The organism is Colwellia echini (assembly GCF_002843355.2).
GTDB classification, from domain to species: Bacteria; Pseudomonadota; Gammaproteobacteria; order Enterobacterales; family Alteromonadaceae; genus Colwellia; species Colwellia echini.
Window position 1 is genome coordinate 12142 of sequence record NZ_PJAI02000021.1, and the last position, 19592, is coordinate 31733.

Annotated in this window: 16 protein-coding genes; 4 read left to right on the forward strand and 12 right to left on the reverse strand. The window is 36.3% G+C overall.

Translation table 11 applies throughout. The features are described 5' to 3' along the window. Nucleotides 1-95: 95 nt before the first annotated feature. The 5 genes from hisG to CWS31_RS14730 all read right to left on the reverse strand — a co-directional run bounded on the left by hisG (nt 96) and on the right by CWS31_RS14730 (nt 4859). Nucleotides 96-998, reverse strand: coding sequence for an ATP phosphoribosyltransferase (gene hisG / locus CWS31_RS14710; RefSeq protein ID WP_101344243.1), 903 nt, complete (start codon nt 996-998; stop codon nt 96-98). Between the two features lie 653 nt (nt 999-1651). Next, nucleotides 1652-2506 (reverse strand): DUF6999 family protein, encoded by an 855-nt coding sequence (locus CWS31_RS14715; protein WP_101344242.1) that lies wholly within the window; start codon nt 2504-2506, stop codon nt 1652-1654. Next, entirely contained in the window at nt 2496-3182 is a 687-nt protein-coding gene (locus tag CWS31_RS14720) for an iron-containing redox enzyme family protein (protein ID WP_101344241.1), read from the reverse strand. The genes CWS31_RS14715 and CWS31_RS14720 overlap by 11 nt, the downstream gene beginning before the upstream one ends. 6 nt (nt 3183-3188) lie before the next feature. Next, on the reverse strand, nt 3189-4298 hold the full coding sequence (locus CWS31_RS14725) for a beta-ketoacyl-ACP synthase III (RefSeq protein ID WP_101344240.1): 1110 nt from the start codon (nt 4296-4298) through the stop codon (nt 3189-3191). Further along, entirely contained in the window at nt 4299-4859 is a 561-nt protein-coding gene (locus CWS31_RS14730) for a diguanylate cyclase (protein ID WP_101344239.1), read from the reverse strand. 227 nt (nt 4860-5086) lie between these two features. Here CWS31_RS14730 and CWS31_RS14735 point away from each other — a divergent pair, with 227 nt between their 5' ends. Together CWS31_RS14735 and yoaA are read left to right on the forward strand one after the other, a co-directional pair. After that, nucleotides 5087-5491, forward strand: a complete 405-nt coding sequence (locus CWS31_RS14735) for a hypothetical protein (protein WP_101344238.1) — start codon at nt 5087-5089, stop codon at nt 5489-5491. Between the two features lie 50 nt (nt 5492-5541). Beyond that, nucleotides 5542-7599 (forward strand): DNA repair helicase YoaA, encoded by a 2058-nt coding sequence (yoaA, locus tag CWS31_RS14740; RefSeq protein ID WP_246143549.1) that lies wholly within the window; start codon nt 5542-5544, stop codon nt 7597-7599. Nucleotides 7600-7667: 68 nt separating this feature from the next. Here the strand turns inward: yoaA and CWS31_RS14745 are convergent, their stop codons facing one another. From CWS31_RS14745 to tkt, 7 genes are all read right to left on the reverse strand, one after another. Beyond that, the gene (locus CWS31_RS14745; RefSeq protein ID WP_101344237.1) at nt 7668-8165 is read right to left on the reverse strand and encodes a glycine cleavage system transcriptional repressor; all 498 of its coding nucleotides are present in this window, start codon (nt 8163-8165) and stop codon (nt 7668-7670) included. 43 nt (nt 8166-8208) lie between these two features. Next, nucleotides 8209-8571, reverse strand: a complete 363-nt coding sequence (locus tag CWS31_RS14750) for a PilZ domain-containing protein (RefSeq protein WP_101344236.1) — start codon at nt 8569-8571, stop codon at nt 8209-8211. Between the two features lie 237 nt (nt 8572-8808). Further along, nucleotides 8809-10488 (reverse strand): energy-dependent translational throttle protein EttA, encoded by a 1680-nt coding sequence (gene ettA / locus CWS31_RS14755; protein ID WP_101344235.1) that lies wholly within the window; start codon nt 10486-10488, stop codon nt 8809-8811. Nucleotides 10489-10660: 172 nt separating this feature from the next. Continuing rightward, a complete protein-coding gene (locus CWS31_RS14760; RefSeq protein WP_101344234.1) occupies nt 10661-11548 on the reverse strand; it encodes a DUF481 domain-containing protein in 888 nt (295 codons plus the stop codon). A gap of 156 nt (nt 11549-11704) precedes the next feature. Beyond that, nucleotides 11705-12880, reverse strand: a complete 1176-nt coding sequence (locus tag CWS31_RS14765; protein ID WP_101344233.1) for a phosphoglycerate kinase — start codon at nt 12878-12880, stop codon at nt 11705-11707. A gap of 216 nt (nt 12881-13096) precedes the next feature. Next, complete coding sequence (gene epd, locus CWS31_RS14770) at nt 13097-14113, reverse strand: erythrose-4-phosphate dehydrogenase (RefSeq protein WP_101344232.1); 1017 nt, start codon at nt 14111-14113, stop codon at nt 13097-13099. Nucleotides 14114-14238: 125 nt separating this feature from the next. Next, a complete protein-coding gene (gene tkt / locus CWS31_RS14775; RefSeq protein ID WP_101344231.1) occupies nt 14239-16227 on the reverse strand; it encodes a transketolase in 1989 nt (662 codons plus the stop codon). A 282-nt stretch (nt 16228-16509) separates the two neighbouring features. Between tkt and CWS31_RS14780 the strand changes: the two genes are divergently transcribed. Both CWS31_RS14780 and CWS31_RS17595 read left to right on the forward strand, forming a co-directional pair. Continuing rightward, entirely contained in the window at nt 16510-18897 is a 2388-nt protein-coding gene (locus CWS31_RS14780; RefSeq protein WP_101344230.1) for a CHASE domain-containing protein, read from the forward strand. Nucleotides 18898-19370: 473 nt separating this feature from the next. After that, complete coding sequence (locus tag CWS31_RS17595; protein WP_170252895.1) at nt 19371-19508, forward strand: hypothetical protein; 138 nt, start codon at nt 19371-19373, stop codon at nt 19506-19508. The last annotated feature ends 84 nt before the right edge of the window (nt 19509-19592 follow it).

Below are 19592 nucleotides of genomic sequence, written 5' to 3' on the forward strand. Positions count from 1 at the left end.
TTGATGTAATTGCAAAGAGGTTGCACGGAGCTGACGTTAGTCAGTGAGTACAACCGATGCCGAAATTACTTCAACAGGCAATGAAGTCAGTTAATTTAGCCCATCATTTTCTCAATCGGCATAACTAGAATGGAGTTACAACCTAGCTCTTTTAATTTCTCCATGGTTTCCCAGAAGAAGGTTTCGGTAGCAACAACGTGTACAGCTACCATGTCATCACGACCTGCTAATGGTAAAATCGTTGGTGTTTCAGTGCCAGGCATTAATTGACAAACTTCAGTAACTTTGCCTTTTGGTGCGTGTAACATGATGTACTTACTTTCTTTCGCTTTCATCACGCCGTAAATACGCGGTAACAAAGTATCTAAAATTGCTTGTTTGCCTGTACATAACGCATCTGAACGCTGAATTAATGATGCTTTTGAGCGAAATACTTCTGCTACTTCTTTCAAGCCATTTGCTTCAAGTGTTGCGCCGGTTGATACTAAATCACAAATACCATCAGCTAAGCCAACACGAGGCGCAACTTCAACCGAGCCCTTTAATAAACAAAATTCAACGTTAATGCCATTTTCTTTAGCAAAACGCGTTAATAATTGTGGGTAGGTTGTTGCAAAACGTAAGCCGTCTAAACATTTTAAACCTGTGTATTCAAACTCTTCAGGCATGGCGATAGAAAAACGACAGCCACCAAAGTCTAATGCAGTAGTGCGAATATATTCAGACTTGCTACCAATTAATTGACGTTCTAATTCTTCTTCTTCTAATGTGTTATCGCCAACAATACCTAAATCACAAACGCCGTCCATGATTAAACCAGGAATATCGCTTGAACGAACACGCATAATATCAATAGGCATATTGCTAACATGAGCCAATAATCTTCTGTCGCTCAAATTGATTTTTAATCCACAGCGTTTTAGTAATTCTTGGGTATCATCACTAAGACGACCTGACTTTTGCATTGCAATGCGTAAACGTGGCTCTGATGTACTCATAATCTTAATTCCTATCGTTTTAATCTTTAAATTTTATGGATATACCATTTACAATTCTCATTTCGCTAAAATGCGAAAAACCCCCGAGAGAGTCGTGACTCTTTCGGGGGTTTAGCAATTACGGTTACTTATATTAAGAGATTGTATTATGCTATTTAAAACCACTGAAAGGCCACTTGCCCTTCGGTAGTTTACTTATTAAGTAAACCTGAATGGGCTAGTTGCGATGATGGTGGTGATGATGTCGATTCAGGTTAATGTTCATTTTTAAAAAGTCTCATTAGTGAGTCATTCAATTACTGATATTTTATACTATTTAGTTTTAAATTATCAGTGCTAAAAGTAATTTGTTTTAATAACTAAGTGATTTGTTTATTTAAAGGTAATAATTTTAAGTCATAACCTAAATGTGCAACCTGAATGCGTAAGCAAAAAGGTAATACGAAAACTAATAATTACCATGGCAAAATCGCTTGTTTTAATGACAAATACACTACTGGTTAATTTACCTTGCTGCAAGTGATAAATAAAGATTCCTTATTGCTATTTGTTATATGTAAAGCACTTAAAGTTATTACTCTAATGATAAACAAATAAAATTCAAAATAAGTCATCAAAATAAGTCATCAAAATAAGTTGTGTTAATAATTTAACTACTTGTTTTGCTGCTCATTATACCTTAACTCATTAAGTCTCAACTCATTAAGTTTTGCATATAAGTGTTCAGTGAAAAAGCCATGCATTAAAAAGCGTTGCCCCAAATTCCATGGACCCAATAAATACTGTGGATATTTATTATAGGCATATTCCGTTAAACTGGAGTCGTCTATGATCCGGCCGATTCTTATAGCAATTGATTGGTCTAAATTAAAACCGTTGATTGCATCACGGTATTCATCTTTTTTAAGTAAAAAGCAAAATAAACACATAAACAACGCGTGTGATGTTTCAAAGTCTAATATCTGTGTTTTTTTTCTTGTTATGGAAAACTCATCCATATTAATTGCTTGCCAACTTGACCATTGATTTTCTTGCGGTATTTTTGAAAGGTTACTTGTATTGCTTTTACCTAATTTTATAAAGCATTCAAATAACTCTTCATCATGATTAACAAAAGTGTTGTGCAACATATCGTTAATCGTTTTAGGATACAGGTCAACTCGATGCTCATGGTTTGTGTTTTCAGCTAAAAAATTAAGAATATTCGATTCAGTGGCAAAATGTCTTAATATCAATAAGTTCGCTTCTGGTGAAACAAAGTGGGTACAAAACCAGCAAATAGTTTTTTGCAAAAATTGGTGTGCACTAAATTGCGGAAGTGGTAAACGTTTTATAAACCAGACAATATGAAGCAGCACGGCAAATACTAATTGTAATATAGGCCTTAATACCCAACGAAAGTTATTATCAAGATCTTTCATCCATAAATTAACGGCTTCTTCTTCTATTGGGAGTGAGTCATCATGACGGATAGCTTGTAAATATTTACTCGAAAGCTTACTCGGCATTATCAACCTCTTCTAATTGTAATTTATACAGTTTTGCCACCACTTTTGCGGTTCGAATTATGGCATCAATATTTTTTTCACAGCTGGCAACTCTATCTATTAATTTGTACAGTTCATCTAAGTGATGCTCATCATTTTCACCATGATAATCCATAAATGAAGTTGCACAAGTTGCAAACTTAAGTTGTTCATTAATGCACTTAGACCATTTTAAGGCCATCTTGTTGCCTAAACCTTCAATAATCCACATAGCACCAATTAAATCAATTGGGTTTGGCTGACTCGCGCGATACATAAGAAAGCCATGTAACGCTTCTGAGCCGACATTTTTACTTGAAGATTGTATGGTGTTTATATTCCCTCCTGCGGCCACATAATCTTGCTCTAGTAATTGGTAATCTCTATGTTCTTCATTTGCATGGCCAATAACTATGGATCTTATATCACTGTAATCTCTATCAAAACTTGAGGCACTTCGGCTTATCCATCGTGATCCTTCAATAACTTGTTGACGTAAATTAAGTAATAAAGTTTGATAATCTTCAATACTTAATCTGCCTTGCTCTAAGCGTTTGACGATCGGAACATTATTTAGTGAGAAGTCAAAGTCAAACCATATTTTTAATAATGACTGTAAGCATTTTTGCCCTAAAGGCGTGAGTACTTTATTTTCCATGTTAAATTATTCCGCAACAGTAAGATGCATATAAGCACAATTAAATCGGCCGCTTTCTGGCACCATACAAAAAATAGTCTCGCCGACTTTTAGATCATGGGTTTTAATAAATTCATCCAACATAATAAAAATTGCAGCACAACCCGTATTACCACGTTGATATAAGTTGGTGTACCACTTTTCTTCGGGAATACTTGCCCCGGCAATTTCCAGCATGTCGAATATTTTACTTTTAAAATATTTAGATGAAAAATGACAAAGCACGTGATCTATTTTATTAATATCAACGTGTTTTTGAGCTATTAACTTTAAAAAGCCTTGTACACCCACAGCAACGATATTATCTAGTAATCTGACATCTTGTCGTAACAATAAAGCACCCGCTTTTTCGGCTTCAGCATAAGTTGCATAGTCTTGCCATGTTTTGTGATTTTCATCCTTTGCTTGGCCAACAGACATACACACAGGAAAAGCGTTAGCGTGCGAAAAGCTTTTTATCCAATCAATTTTAAGGCTTTTACCTGTTGGTCTTGGTTTATTTTCTAATAGTAAAGCGCCTGCGCCATCAGATAACATCCAACGTAAAAATTCCGCATTAAAATCAACTTCGTTATTTTCAACTTGTTCATAGCGGGTGTGTTTAAATAACCGTGATGTTAGCTCGCTGGCAATAACTAGCGCATTATCATGATCAGCACATTTTATAGCATTAAAAGCAGCTTTAAGCGCCATGATACTGCTTGAACAAATACCGTGACTGGTATTTAATTCTACTTCAGATAAGTTTAAAGCAGCTTGTACCATGCTACCAAAGCCTGGCAAAACGTTATCGCCTTGGCTAGTTGCACAGCTAAGCATTTTTATTTTATTACTAGAAAGGTAGCTATTATTAATACAAGCGTTACCTGCATTGGCGGCCATATCACTATTCGATATTTGAGTTTGTTGTTGCTCATTTATTGCGTAATGACGCTGTAAAATACCATTTGACTGTAATATTTTATTTTTTAAGCGACTTTTTTTACCATCAATTAAACCTAAAATCTCTTCAATTTCATCGTTGTTTATGGCCTTACCTGGTAAAAAGTGACCAGTACTATTGATATAAACGTCCACTTATTGTCCTTTTTTTAAATAAGCTTTTAGACAACGGATATTTTCTTCCGTATACGGAAATACGCACAATACCGCCATAAATATTAAATAGCTTGTTAGGTATTTTGGTGTGGCATGAGGCGTGTCAATTAAGGTAAGTGACATGTTACCAGCCCAATGAAAGGTAATGAGTTGTAGAAAATGATCCCAATTAACAATAATAATAGAAGTGAGCATATACAAAGGTAATGAGCCAAGGTAAGTGTGGGCGTGCATTTCCCAAATAGATATTTTACGAAGCGGTGTGGCGTATCTGACATCACAATGCGCAACTATTTCGTGTGAAATCCAAGTAATAATGCAAATCAGAAGAATTAAAACATTAACATTAAATAATAAACACAAGACAATAGGAACACCCATTTGTATGCCCATTACTGAATGCATTAATGATTCTTTAATACCTGTGTTATCTTCTATTTTTGTTACACGATGACAACACCAATCAACAAAACCGGCAATTCCCCATAATGGCAAAAATATATATAGCATGACATTTATGAGTAATGTTGAAGTATCCATTTCCAAATAATCCTTTAGTTTTTAAGCGGATAACTATACTAAAAGATTCAATTAACATAAAGAGTTATCTATTTTAGTGCAGATAAAGGGAATGAACCCTTGAAGCAAGGTTATTTCAAGTTTATAACTATTTTGCCGATAATAGGTTAATCAATTATTTTTCTCGTTACTAATAATAAAAAACAACCCCTCAAAAAACCGTAAATTACGAAGTATAGGAGGCAGTAATGGATATTTTTACCACGCAATTGGCTCAGGTAGTTCAACGACCTATCAAGCCAGAAGACTTTAAAGTAAAAGCCTTGCTTAAAGAATCGGCAAGCAGCAAGTTGAGTCAAGATCCCGAACATCTCGAAAATCATAAATATTATTTAAAGAATGAGGATAAAAAACATAATAATAATACGCAAAAAAATGCCAAGGGATTACAAGATAGTAGTAAAAAAAATAAAAAAGAAAATAGTAAAGAAAACGCTAATGAGAGTGAAGGGCAAGAAAGTGCTAAATTCATCGATGATAACCACTTAGTTAGCCCAGATGAAATTACCTATGAAAAACACGGTAGCGAAGTGAGTATTGAAAAAAAACATGACGATGACGACGACACTAAGCACTTAGATCTTTATGCTTAAGCTGTAGTTAAGTATACTTATTGTCATAATCTCTTTGCCTCCTGTCTCACATGACTGAAACAACATCCGACATTTTAGCCGGCGCTTTACTTGGCACATTAGCCGAGACAGCAACTGCAGCAATACCAGGTAATACTAAAACAGTAAATAGCGAGATTAATAAGGGAGCTAGCCAAGTCAGTCATGCCTTTTCTGAAACTGGTGCGTTAGCAAAAGCTATTCAAGGTTTCTCTCCTCGCCAAGCGCAGACCGATATGGCACTTGATGTTGCAGAGGCTATTGATAATCAGTCGTCACTTATTGTTGAAGCGGGTACAGGTACAGGTAAAACATTTGCTTATTTAATCCCTGCATTTTTATCACTCAATCCCAAAAAACCTAAAAAAATAGTTGTTTCAACGGGAACTAAAAACCTACAAGAGCAGCTCTTTCATAAAGATATTCCGTTAATTAAAAAAGCTTTAGCTAGTAATGCTCAAGTAGCTTTATTAAAAGGACGCTCAAATTACTTATGTAATTACCGTTTAGCTCAATATCAAGATAGTCGCGGTCAACTTGATGCGCAAATGTTGCAAGATTTAGTCAAAGTAAAAACTTGGGCAAATGGTACGCAAAGTGGTGATATTGGCGAGCTTGTGAATGTAAGTGAAGACTCAAGTATTTTCCCCTTTGTAACCAGTACTTTAGATAACTGCTTAGCAAGAGACTGCCCAGATTATGAAGCATGTCACTTAGTTAGAGCTCGTCAAAAAGCAAGTGATGCCGATATTATTGTCGTGAATCATCATTTGTTTTTTGCTGATATGGCGTTAAAAGATACCGGTTTTGGCGAGTTAATTCCTAAAGCACAAGTAATGATTTTTGATGAAGCCCATCAAATTGGTGATATTGCCAGTGAATATTTTGGTGAAGCATTCTCAAGTAAGCAGTTAGTTGATTTATGTACCGATGTTTTACAAGTACACCGAAGCAGTTTAACCGACGTAAAACAATTGGGTCGTGCGGCCGAAAAATTGCAGAAAACTTGTCAAGAGTTTCGTTTATTATTCAATTACGATCCTGAGCGTGGTAACTGGCGAGAAAAATATAAACTGCCGCAATTTCAACAAAAGTTTGCCAATTTAAAAATCGATTTAGATTTCCTCTATCAAGTGATCAAGCTTTGTGTCTCAAGAAATGAAGCTATTGATAACTGTTTTGACCGAGCGGTAAACTTGCTAGCGCAGTATGAAGTGATGGCTAATGTTGAGGCTTTTGGCATGAGTTTTTGGTATGAAACCACACCGCGCAGTGTCACTTTACATCAAACCCCTCTAACGGTTAGTGATAAGTTTAACACGGTAGTGAAAGAGTCCGGAGCCGGTTGGATTTTTACCTCAGCAACGCTGGCGGTAGATAATAGTTTTGATCATTTTTCTCAGCATTTAGGGTTACAAGGGGCTAAGCAACTTATGCTTGATAGCCCGTTTGATTATCAAGCGCAATCTCGCTTGGTTGTACCACGATACTTGCCACAAGCAAACGATAAAAATAGGGCATTAAAATTAGCTGAGCTGGCAGAGCCATTAATCAAAGCCAGTAAAGGCGCCTGTTTTATGCTATTTACTAGTTATCGAGTAATGAACCAAGTGGCTGAAATATTAGCAACAAGCATTGATAACCCATTATTAGTACAAGGGCAAATGGCTAAGCGTAAATTACTTGAACAATTTATTGAAGAAGATAGCGCGGTACTATTAGCTACAGCGAGCTTTTGGGAAGGTATAGATGTACGTGGTGACAAACTGACTTGCGTGATTATTGATAAACTACCGTTTGCTTCTCCTGACGATCCATTACTGCAAGCACGTTGTGAAGATGCCAGGCGACAAGGTGGCGAGCCCTTTACTCAAATACAATTACCGCAAGCTGTTATTGCTTTAAAACAAGGAGTAGGACGATTGATCCGTGATGTGAGTGATCGCGGTGTCATGGTGATTTGTGATGATAGATTAGTAAATAAGCCTTACGGTGAAACTTTTCTGAAAAGCTTACCTGATATGAAACGTAGTCGAGATATTAGTAAAGCGGCGAATTTTTTAGAAAGCTTGGAGAGTTTAAAAGAGTAGTTCCCACGCAGAGCATAGGAACTAGTTGGGTGTTGTCTTCTTGTTCCCACGCATAATACATACGATGTTTATCTAGAAATATCAACCATCAAGTCATCAGCAATATTTTCTAATGCGTCAATTAAATCATCTATAGAGTTTTCATCAATTGAAATTTTAACTTTAGCTTTGAATATATCTTGTCCGCTATGGGCAGCACTTTCTTGTGCGCAAACTAACTTAATCAAATTGCCATTTTGATGATGAATAACAGACGATACTTCTTGCACAATGCCGGCTCTGTCATTGGCGGTAATATCTAAAACTAGATTACAATTAACTTTAATTAAATTAGGCTGCGCTACTTCAATCTGACAACTTAAACCGTTAATGGTTTTTAGTTCACTGACCAAGGCATCACAAAACTCTTCTGCTACCGCAACTTCAATAACACCAGCGAAAAAGCCTGATAAATGATGCAAGCTACTGACTTGCCAGTTGCCATTATGCTTGGCGATAATTTTAGATAATGTATCTACTAAACCCGATTTGTCGGGACCAATACAAGAGATAACTATATGATTCATTAAAGCTCCTAAATATAAGCTAAGGGTAGGGGGGAGAGTTAGATTAATGTAAGTGCGATAATTGGCTTAATTCTTTATTAAGTTGTTCACTATCACCTAAGTTAAGTTCAATTAATCGACGTAAATGAGTAACGCTGTCAATATCAATAGCATTACATTGTAAACCTGTTTCATTTTCTTTTTCATGAACAACTGCGATATTCATAATCACTTCAGATTCTTGATCTGATAATAAAAATTGTAGTGTACCTAATTTACCTAGCAAAGATTGTTTACTGTTTATTGCCGTTACTAACGCGCCATTAAGTGAAATATCGTGAATAGAAACTGGGTAGGTTTTCTCATCAATGCTTACTATCGCGTTTATTGAAAATAAAACACGAGTAAATTGTCGTCTATCTTCCATGTAATTAATACCTTAACTAAGTTATTACTAGGTTTGAACTATATTTGAATTAACATTAGCATAGCCATATTTATCGCAAAAGTAAAAAAGTTGCTGATGTAAAAAAGCCAGTTAACATTAATAGGTTAACTGGCTTTGAATTATTCAATTATAAAAGCATTAAAATAAATTAACCGCTTACCTGTTATTTACTTAATCTAATTTAGGTCAGCTAATATCAGGTTTGGTTTCGGTTATTTAACCAATCTTTTTATATTTGATTCTGTGTGGCTCTGTTGCTGCAGGACCTAATGTTTTCTTCAACCATGCTTCGTAATCAGTAAAGTTACCTTCGTAGAAATTAATTTTACCTTCATCACGGTAATCTAAAATGTGCGTTGCGATGCGATCTAGGAACCAACGGTCATGGGAAATTACCATGGCACAGCCAGGGAACTCTAATAAAGCTTCTTCAAGTGCACGTAAGGTTTCAACATCTAAATCGTTGGTCGGCTCATCGAGTAATAATACGTTACCACCGGTTTGTACCAGCTTAGCTAAATGTACACGATTACGTTCACCACCGGATAAGTCGCCAATGATCTTTTGTTGATCGTTACCTTTAAAGTTAAAACGACTTACATAAGCGCGACTTGGAATTTCAAAGTTACCAATTTGCAAAATGTCATGGCCTTGAGATATTTCTTGATAAACTGTTTTACTGTTGTCCATGTCATCACGGAACTGATCAACACTGGCAAGTTTAACCGTATCACCAATAATTACTTCACCAGAGTCAGGGGTTTCAGCGCCCGACATCATTTTAAATAAAGTTGATTTACCCGCGCCGTTAGCACCAATAATACCAACAATTGCACCTTTAGGAACACTAAAGCTTAAATCATCAATTAACACTCTATCGCCAAATGATTTGGTTAAGTTTTTAACATCAAGTACTTTATCACCTAAACGTGGTCCAGGTGGAATGTAAAGCTCGTTGGTTTCGTTACGTTTTTGATGATCTTGGCTGTTAAGTTCTTCAAAACGTGCCATACGGGCTTTACTTTTTGATTGACGTGCTTTCGGGTTTGAACGTACCCATTCAAGTTCTTGCTTGATGGTTTTTTGTAAAGCGTTTTCAGTTTTACCTTCTTGTGCTAAACGCGCATCTTTTTGCTCTAACCAATTAGTGTAGTTACCTTCATAAGGAATACCATGTCCTCTATCAAGCTCTAAAATCCAACCTGCAACGTTATCAAGGAAGTATCTATCATGGGTGATTGCCACAACAGTGCCAGAGTAGTCATGTAAGAAGCGCTCTAACCAGGCAACTGATTCAGCATCTAAATGGTTAGTTGGCTCATCGAGTAACAACATATCTGGTTTTTGCAATAATAAACGACATAATGCAACACGGCGACGTTCACCACCACTTAATACTTTAACAACTTGATCCCAAGCAGGTAAACGCAGAGCATCAGCGGCGCGTTCAAGTACGTTATCAATATTATGGCCATCATTGGCATTGATGATATCTTCTAATTGACCTTGCTCTTTAGCTAGGGCGTCAAAGTCAGCATCTTCAGCTGCATATTCGTTATACACTTCATCAAGACGAGCTAATGCATTTTTAACGGTTGATACCGCTTCTTCAACAATTTCACGAACTGTTTTTGTTTCGTCTAATTCAGGCTCTTGCGGTAAGTAACCAATGTTAGTGCCTGCTAAGGCTTTGGCTTCACCTTCAAAATCGGTATCAACACCAGCCATAATACGTAGTAAGCTTGATTTACCCGAGCCATTTAAACCTAAAACACCAATTTTAGCGCCAGGGAAAAATGATAACGAAATATCTTTTAGAATCGTACGTTTCGGTGGAACAATTTTTGAAACGCGGTTCATCGACATGATGAATTTATCTGGAAGTGGCTGAGCCATACAAAAACCTTTTGTTAATAGATATGAATAATTTAAGGAAAACTTAATTACCAATATTCTAGGTTAAAGGCGCTAGGCAAGCAATGTGATTAAGTGAATTTTACTAAGTACTTTTAATTAGGGTTTTAAATGTCTATATCCGTTTTATTATAGGTGAAATATCTTTGAAAAATTAAAAACTATAAACAAGTACTACTGATGTTTCGGTATTTAAATTTTCTTTATCGTCATCAACTTGAGTGTTGTAGTTAGCAACAAAATTAAGTTTTAGTTGTAATGAGTCAATCAAACGACTAGTGATAGAACTGCCCGATTTATAAATACTGTTTTCGCCATTTTCTATTGCGTGTTTAATAACGAATAATTGTTTAAATTCGATATGTTCATTTAGTTCAGCTCTATATAGTGCTTGAATCTGTAATATTAGGGAGTCTTTAGCGTCACTCGTTACCCCTGCGGCTATTTCTTCAGGAGTTAAGTAGGGTACATCACGCTTATAACCTGGACCAATGTCAGCGTCAAAACTAGACTGTTTATCTTCATGCCAACGACGACCCCAACCGATAGATATTGATGATTGTGATTTAAAACTAGAGAAACGATCTTGATCGTAAAATACACTGCCATATACATAGTTTTTATTTAATGGGTTAACCGTGTAATTGGTTTGTGAAGCTAGGCTCCACCTATGATCAGAGGTACCAAAATTAGTGATAACAACGCCATCACTATTTGTCGTTTGGGTTTCTGTTTTTTTGACTAATATATTGCCGACTAAAAAACTACGCCAAAGTCCTCGCTCAAAACGAATATCAAAGCCAGCCTTTATATCGGCACTGCGAGTATCACCCGTTAAAGATAAAAATCCTAATTGGGCTGAAGCGGTAAAAATAGTACCTGTGGAAGGTTGATCTGAGTCGTCAGCTTTTTCAATACTGAACAAAATGTCGGATGGATCTGCTGCGTTATTTGGTTGTGCTTGAGCATACGAAATCTTAGGTAAGAAACAGTAGCTAAACAATAGGATAAATAAAAGATAACGAGAAAAAAATGCAGTCAAGGTGATCTAGGTAACGTTGAAAGTAACAATATTGGAATTATACCTAAATTGCAGTTTATTTCGAGCATAAAAAAAGGGCCTAAGCCCTTTAATGAATAATAATATTACTTGTAACTTAATGCTAACTAGCAGTTAACGTTCAAGTATAGCCATATATTATGACTTAGCGCGCTGCTCTAAAATTTCTACAGCAGGTAATACTTTACCTTCTAAAAATTCTAAGAATGCACCACCACCTGTTGAGATATAAGAAACTTGATCAGCAATATCGTATTTATCAACAGCGGCTAATGTATCACCACCACCAGCAATTGAGAACGCTTCACTTGCAGCAATTGCACGTGAAATAGTTTCAGTACCTTTTGAGAAAGCATCAATTTCAAAAACGCCTACAGGACCATTCCATAAAATAGTACCTGCAGTTCTGATTATTTCAGCAACTTTAGCTGCAGTTTCTGTACCGTAATCGATGATTTCTTCATCGGCGGCAACAGCGTTAGCAGGTTTTACAGTTGTTGTTGAGTCGTGTTTCCAATCACTAAAGCCATCTTTAGTTGTGGTAACATCTTGTGCAAAAATAACTTCAGTTTGAGCACATAAACGTTGTGCTTCTGGAATTAAATCTTCTTCATATAATGAGTGACCAACTTCGTTACCCGCTGCCGCAACAAACGTATTTGAAATACCACCGCCAACAACTAAAGTGTCTGCAATTTTAGATAGTGAATCAAGTACAGTTAGTTTAGTTGATACTTTAGAACCACCAACAATAGCAACTAATGGACGCGCTGGGTTTTTAAGTGCTTTAGCTAACGCATCAAGTTCGCCAGTTAATAATGGACCCGCACAAGCGATTGGAGCAAATTTAGCTACGCCATGTGTACTTGCTTGAGCTCTGTGAGCTGTACCAAAAGCATCCATCACAAAGATGTCACAAAGAGCAGCTAACTTTTTAGATAACACTTCATCATCTGCGCTTTCGCCAAGATTAAAACGAATATTTTCAAAAATTACTAATTCACCTGAAGCAACTTCAACACCGTTTAAGTAATCTTTTTCTAAACGAACTGGGAAATCTAATGCTTCACCAAGGTAGTCAGCAACAGGTTGTAATGAAAACTCTTCTTCAGGCTTGCCTTCAGTTGGACGACCTAAGTGAGACATTACCATTACTTTTGCGCCAGCTTCTAGGGCAATTTTTAATGTTGGTAATGCGGCGCGTAAACGTGCATCTGAGGTGATTTTACCTTCTTCTAAAGGCACATTTAAATCTTCACGGATTAATACGCGTTGGTTAGCTAAAGTTAGATCAGCCATTTTGATAATAGACATGTTGTCTCCTATTTTTACTGTTTGTAAATAATGTGTTCGTTATGATTTTTTATAACGTGTTAAGTTCTTGATCTTTCTTCTCTAAATCTATACTTCTACGGGTATTTAATATATTTCTATTTAATAATGAATATACGCTAATTAATATTACTTAATACATTTTATTTATTATATTACTAAACAAATGATGCTTAAAATATTAACTAAGCTTTAAAGTTAGTTGGCTTTATACATCGCCATTGCCGTATCTAACATTCGGTTAGCAAAACCCCATTCATTATCACACCATATAAGCATTTTAATTAATCGTTTATGACTAACTCTTGTTTGACTACCATCAACGATACATGAATGAGGATCGTGATTGAAATCAACTGAAACTAATGGTTCTTCGGTATAATCGAGTATACCCAATAAATTATGCTCTTTAGTCGCAGCTTGTATCGCTTGATTTATAGCGTTGATACTTGCATCACTATTAACTGTTAGGCTTAAGTCCATTGCGGTAACATTCAGTGTTGGCACACGTACTGCTATGGCTTCAAATCGACCTTTAAATTTTGGTAATATGCGTTCAATACCAGCAGCCAATTTGGTGTTTACTGGAATGATTGATTGGCTTGCTGCTCGTGAACGACGTAAATCATCATGATATGCATCAATAACTTGTTGATCATGCATGGAAGAATGAATTGTTGTGATAGTACCACTTTCTACACCAAATGCCTCATCAATCACCTTTATGACGGGTATCACGCAATTAGTAGTACAGGAACCATTGGAAACTATACGGTCATTAGCATTTAGAATGTGATGATTAACGCCATAAATAATTGTGGCATCAACATCTTGATTGCCTGGATGAGAAAATAAAACTTTACCCGCACCTTGCTTGATATGCTCAAGACCATCTTCTTGGCTACCGTATATACCTGTACAATCTAGTACTATGTCAATATCTTGCTGTTGCCAAGGAAGTGCGTTTAATGAGTTGATATGAGTTAAGGCAATTTTATCGCCATTGATGATTAATTGGTGGTCAAACTGACTGACATCAAATGGAAACCGTCCGTGGGTACTGTCGTATTTTAATAAATGTGCGATGCCAGACGGATCTGCTAATTCATTAATGGAGACTAGGGTAAATAAATCTGTTTTATTATTTTCATATAGCGCTCTTACTACGCTGCGGCCAATGCGGCCAAAACCATTGATAGCAATTCTAATTGTCATAATCCCTACAGTTAATTGATTATTTTAAGCGACAATTTAACCGCTGTTAATTTGGGTGTTAATTTTGGCAAGTTGAAGTTCGTCGCAAGTCCAATATAGAACTTGCGACAAATTTTTACTGAGCGCTATAGGGCATTAACCGTTTTAACAACATTATCTACGGTAAAACCAAAATGCTCTAATAATACATTGCCAGGTGCAGACTCTCCAAACGTAGTCATACCAACAACAGCGCCACTAAAGCCTACGTATTTAGCCCAGAAATCAACATGCGCAGCTTCAATTGCAACACGTTTAATTACGGCTGCTGGTAATACAGACTCTTTGTACTCACTGCTTTGTTTATCAAAAACATTTGTTGATGGCATTGAAACAACACGTACTTTTTGACCTTGCTCAGTTAATGTTTTAGCTGAATCTACCGCTAAACCTACTTCAGAGCCAGTTGCCATTAAAATAACGTCAGGCGTACCAGTACAATCCACTAAAATGTAAGCGCCTTTTTCAATGTCAGTAACTTGCGCTTGGGTACGAGTCATAGCTGGTAAACCTTGGCGAGAGAATATCAATGCCGTTGGCGCTTTTTGATTTTGTACAGCTGCTTTCCAAGAAACCGCAGTTTCAGTTGCATCACAAGGACGCCACGTTGTTAAGTTAGGTGTTGTTCTTAAATTAGTTAATTGCTCAACAGGTTGATGTGTTGGACCATCTTCACCTTGACCAATCGAGTCATGGGTATAAACAAAAATGTTTTGAATCCCCATTAATGCTGACATACGTACTGCATTACGTGCGTACTCCATAAACATCATGAAGGTAGCGCCGTAATTTACAAAGCCGCCGTGTAATGAAATACCATTCATAATGCTGCTCATACCAAATTCGCGTACACCATAAAAAATATAGTTACCCGCAGCGTCTTCTTGAATACCTTTTGAACCAGACCATAATGTTAAGTTAGAGCCTGCTAAATCGGCAGAGCCACCCAACATTTCTGGTAAAATACTACCAAAGGCTTCAATGGCGTTTTGAGATGCTTTACGTGAAGCTATGTTTTCACTGCTTTCATGACATTGTTGAATAAATGCATTGGCTTTTTCTTCAAACTCAGCCGGCAATTCACCGTTAATAACGCGACGTTCATATTCTTTTGCTAATACTGGGTATGCAGCTTTATACGCCGCAAATTTATCATTCCAGTTAGTTTGGCTTTGTTGACCTTTTTCTTTTCTGTCCCATTGTGCATAAATGTCTGCTGGAATTTCAAAGGCAGGATGTTCCCAATTTAAAAACTCGCGTGTTGCGGCAATTTCGTCATCACCTAGTGGAGCACCGTGACAATCATGGCTCCCTGATTTATTTGGTGAGCCAAAACCAATAATTGTTTTACAACAAATGATACTTGGTTTGTCAGTAACAGATTTTGCTTCTTCAATTGCATGAGTAATAGCTTGTGCGTCATGACCGTCAACTGAAATTACATGCCAACCGTAAGATTCAAAACGAGCAGGGGTGTTATCAGTGAACCAACCTTCAACTTCGCCATCAATTGAAATACCGTTGTCATCCCAAAAAGCAATTAGTTTACCTAAGCCTAAAGTACCGGCAAGTGAACAAGATTCATGAGAAACACCTTCCATTAAACAGCCGTCACCTAGGAAACAGTATGTAAAATGGTCAACAATAGCATGATCTTCACGGTTAAATTGTGCCGCAAGTGTTTTTTCAGCAATAGCCATACCTACAGCATTAGCTATACCAGCACCTAATGGGCCTGTTGTTGTTTCAACACCTGGGGTATAACCGTATTCTGGGTGGCCTGGAGTTTTAGAGTGTAATTGACGGAAGTTTTTTAAATCATCAATCGCTAAATCGTAACCTGATAGATGCAATAATGAGTAAATAAGCATTGAACCATGACCGTTTGACAAGATAAAGCGATCGCGATCAGCCCAGTTAGGATCCGTAGGGTTATGTTTTAAAAAGTCACGCCATAATACTTCGGCAATATCTGCCATCCCCATTGGCGCTCCAGGGTGTCCTGATTTTGCTTTTTGTACAGCATCCATACTTAATACACGGATTGCATTTGCTAGCTCTTGACGCGATGACATATCGACTCCAGATTTAATAGGCTTAAAAATAAAAAATTGCCAGTATTTTCGCTTACCAACGGAGGCAGCGCAATTGATATTATGTAATTTTCTCGATTATTTTACGATTATTTTATCTGTAGCGTAATTATTCAGATATTATAGTGGTAATATTTTGTTAACAAACTCTCGCATGTTACCAGTTCCATTAATTTGATGGTTTATTTTAACAACAGAAATGATCGCATCTTTAATTGGATTGGTATTAATTAGCGAACCTTACCGACTCTTGAATAATTACCTATGATACAACGCCATTTAATACAGACTATTATTGCCGTCATTTTATATCTTGTTACGGCTTTGGCCGCTATTTATCTAATTAACCCGCAATCTATTGTTAATTTTGTTGGCCCGTCAGCAGCCTTGATGAGTGGTTTGTTACTGCTTTGGGGAGTTACGCCTTTTATTGCAGTTGTAGTGGCAAGCCCATTATTGGCTATTAGTATTCGTTATTATTTTAACTTAGACGCTAATGTCGCGGTAATGACTATTGCTGTACTAGCCATAACACTGCAAGGGGTTTGGGTTAGACATCTCGCATATCGCTTTATTCATTATAAAAAGTGGATAACATCAAGAAAACATTTGTTTTTCTTTTTATTGCGTATTGGCCCAATTGGTAGCTTAGTTTCTGCTAGTGCGGTTTTAGTGATTGCTATGCTCGATAATCAAGTGATGCAAGGTAGCTTTTTTTATACTTTTATTAACACCTGGTCTGCGAGTATGTTAATTGCGGTATTTTTTATTCCGTTATTATTAATGGTAAAAAATACGGAAGAATTTACTTTTACTAAACGTTTATTTGTTGGGGTTACCTCTATTTTTGGTGGCGTAATTATTTTTGTTTTGCTGAAAACATCGCAATTTGAGCAACAATACTTCAGACAAACGCTATTTCAACAGTCTTCAGCTGAAGTTAAACGCTTGATACTTGCTGAAATCGAAACGGTTGAAAACAAAATTAATAGTACAGGCGCATTTTTTAAAGCCAGCGAACATGTCAAATTAGATGAATTTATTCTATTTAGTGACAGTATTTTTAAACAAAACTCATCTGTAAGAGCTTTAGAGTGGGCGCCTATTGTTACCTTTACCCAAAGAGCTGCGTTTGAACAAAAAAACACTGACTTGTTTGGAGCTGATTTTAAAATTACAGAGCGCTTAGCTAATGGGCAAATAGGGATAGCAGAGCCGCGTAACCAATATGCGCCACTGCATTATATATACCCTGAAAAGGGTAACCAGGTGGTGTTAGGTTTGGATGTATTTAGTAATCCTCAGCATATACTAAATATGCAAAATGTTATAGATAGCGGTGAGCTTGTTGCGAGTGCACCAATAACCCTAGTACAAGATAAATTAGCTAGTCCAGGTATGCTCTTTAGCAAAGCAATATTTTTACCGTCAAGTCATGGTAAATCAAGTTATGCAAAACAGAATGAAGGAAGGGCCAGTAAAAGCACAGCCCAGAAAAATTTATCTCTATTAAGCGATAATACTTTATTGGGCTTTGTAGTTGCTGTAGTTCAATTTGATGCATTTTTTGAACGTTTAACGAAAGATAAGTCACTCGACGTTAACTTGTTGATTCAAGACGTTTCTAATAGCGCAAAACCTATTACTTTATTCGGCCACACTTTTCCTACCACCAATAGAAATGTAGACACTAAAACCATTTCATTCTTTTCTCGGCATTGGCAAATTAATATCGGCGAAAAGCAGCCTTGGTTTAGTCAAAGTCAAAGTTGGCAAGCATGGGCTGTACTTGTTGGCGGAACTATAGGCGCGGTATTATTTCAGATGTTAGTGTTAATGATGGCTGCCTACTCACGTGAATTGGGACTACAAGTTGACATTAAAACCAGAGCGCTTATTTTAGCAAGAGAAAGATCGGAACAAAAAAGCTCTGCTAAAACACACTTCTTGCAAACATTAAATACTGAATTTAGGGTGCCTTTGTTAGCCTTAAAGTCCTCAGTTGAGCAGTTAAAGAAAAAAGGTATTAATAACAAAGATGTTAACGGCATAAGTCATGCGGGCAGTAATATAGCAATGTTACTCGACACCATGATGGATTTATCTAATATTGAATCTGGAAAAATAACACCAAAATCAGACTGTTTTGACTTTTATGGTTTTTTACAACGTATTGAATCGGTGATTAAAGCCAGTAACCATTATGAGAATAAGTCTACTTATTTCCTCATTGATGAAAGCGTACCTCATTATATAAATAGTGATGAATTATATATTCAAAAATTACTCCATGCTTTAATTGAAAGTGCACATCATGTACTTGCAACCGATATGTTACGGTTATCAATTAAACTACATAAACAGAAAAACCAAGAAAGATCGGCCAGTTTGTTTTTTACTGTCTCTTCATTGCACCCTGCAACGGATGGTTTAAACAAAGAACTCTTTAATAAAGAAAAGAATAAACAACTGACTACAGATAGTACATCGTTAGCCATGGCTATTAAATACAGCCAATTATTACGTGGAGATACTAATTTAGGAGTATTAAGCTCGGGCGCAGGAGTGCTAAACAGCTCAATTCAAATCACAATATCTTCTAACGAAGAGCAGGAAATACAACAAAGCTTGACCTTTGATTTATTGAAATAATAACTTTATTTAGTCAATAGCAGTATTTTTATATTAAATAACCTGAGTTCGGGATAAGCAAAATGCTACAACAGCCTTAATTACCCGTATTACTTCGTTATGAAAGCTCCCAATAACCCGTTATTGGCTTCGCTTTCCTGCCTTGTACTACGAATAATTAAAACTATTGTAGAGGTAAACTTCTAAGTGATTGATATTATTATTCTACTCACTTTCATTATCCCGAACTCAGGTTAAATAACAAAGTCTTTTGAAATAACTTGTAAACAAAAGCAGAATGGTTTAACGTCCCAATGCCTGTTCATAAATAGTACAAACTAATAATAAAAAACAGGTTATGTTTTAATTAAGTTTTTCATACCAAATGATTTAATATTTCAATTGGTATAACTATTTTATTAAGTTAATGAGATAGTTAAATTAAAACTGAAGTGAAAACATATGTGTAGGCGTCATTAGGTATTAGATAAAATATGAAAAATTCATCCTCGCAAGGACTTAAATTAACTACCGTGATATTTGCAGTAATTATTATGGCAGTGAGCGCAATGTTGAGTGGTAACTCAGTTGCGGAAAACATGGATGTAGAAATTACGCAATCGGAAGAATAGCGAATAATAAAAAGAGTTAAACTGCTGTTTATTTTATTGCGAAGAAAAGTAAAGCCCTTGTTCTGAACTTATGGTTAATTTATT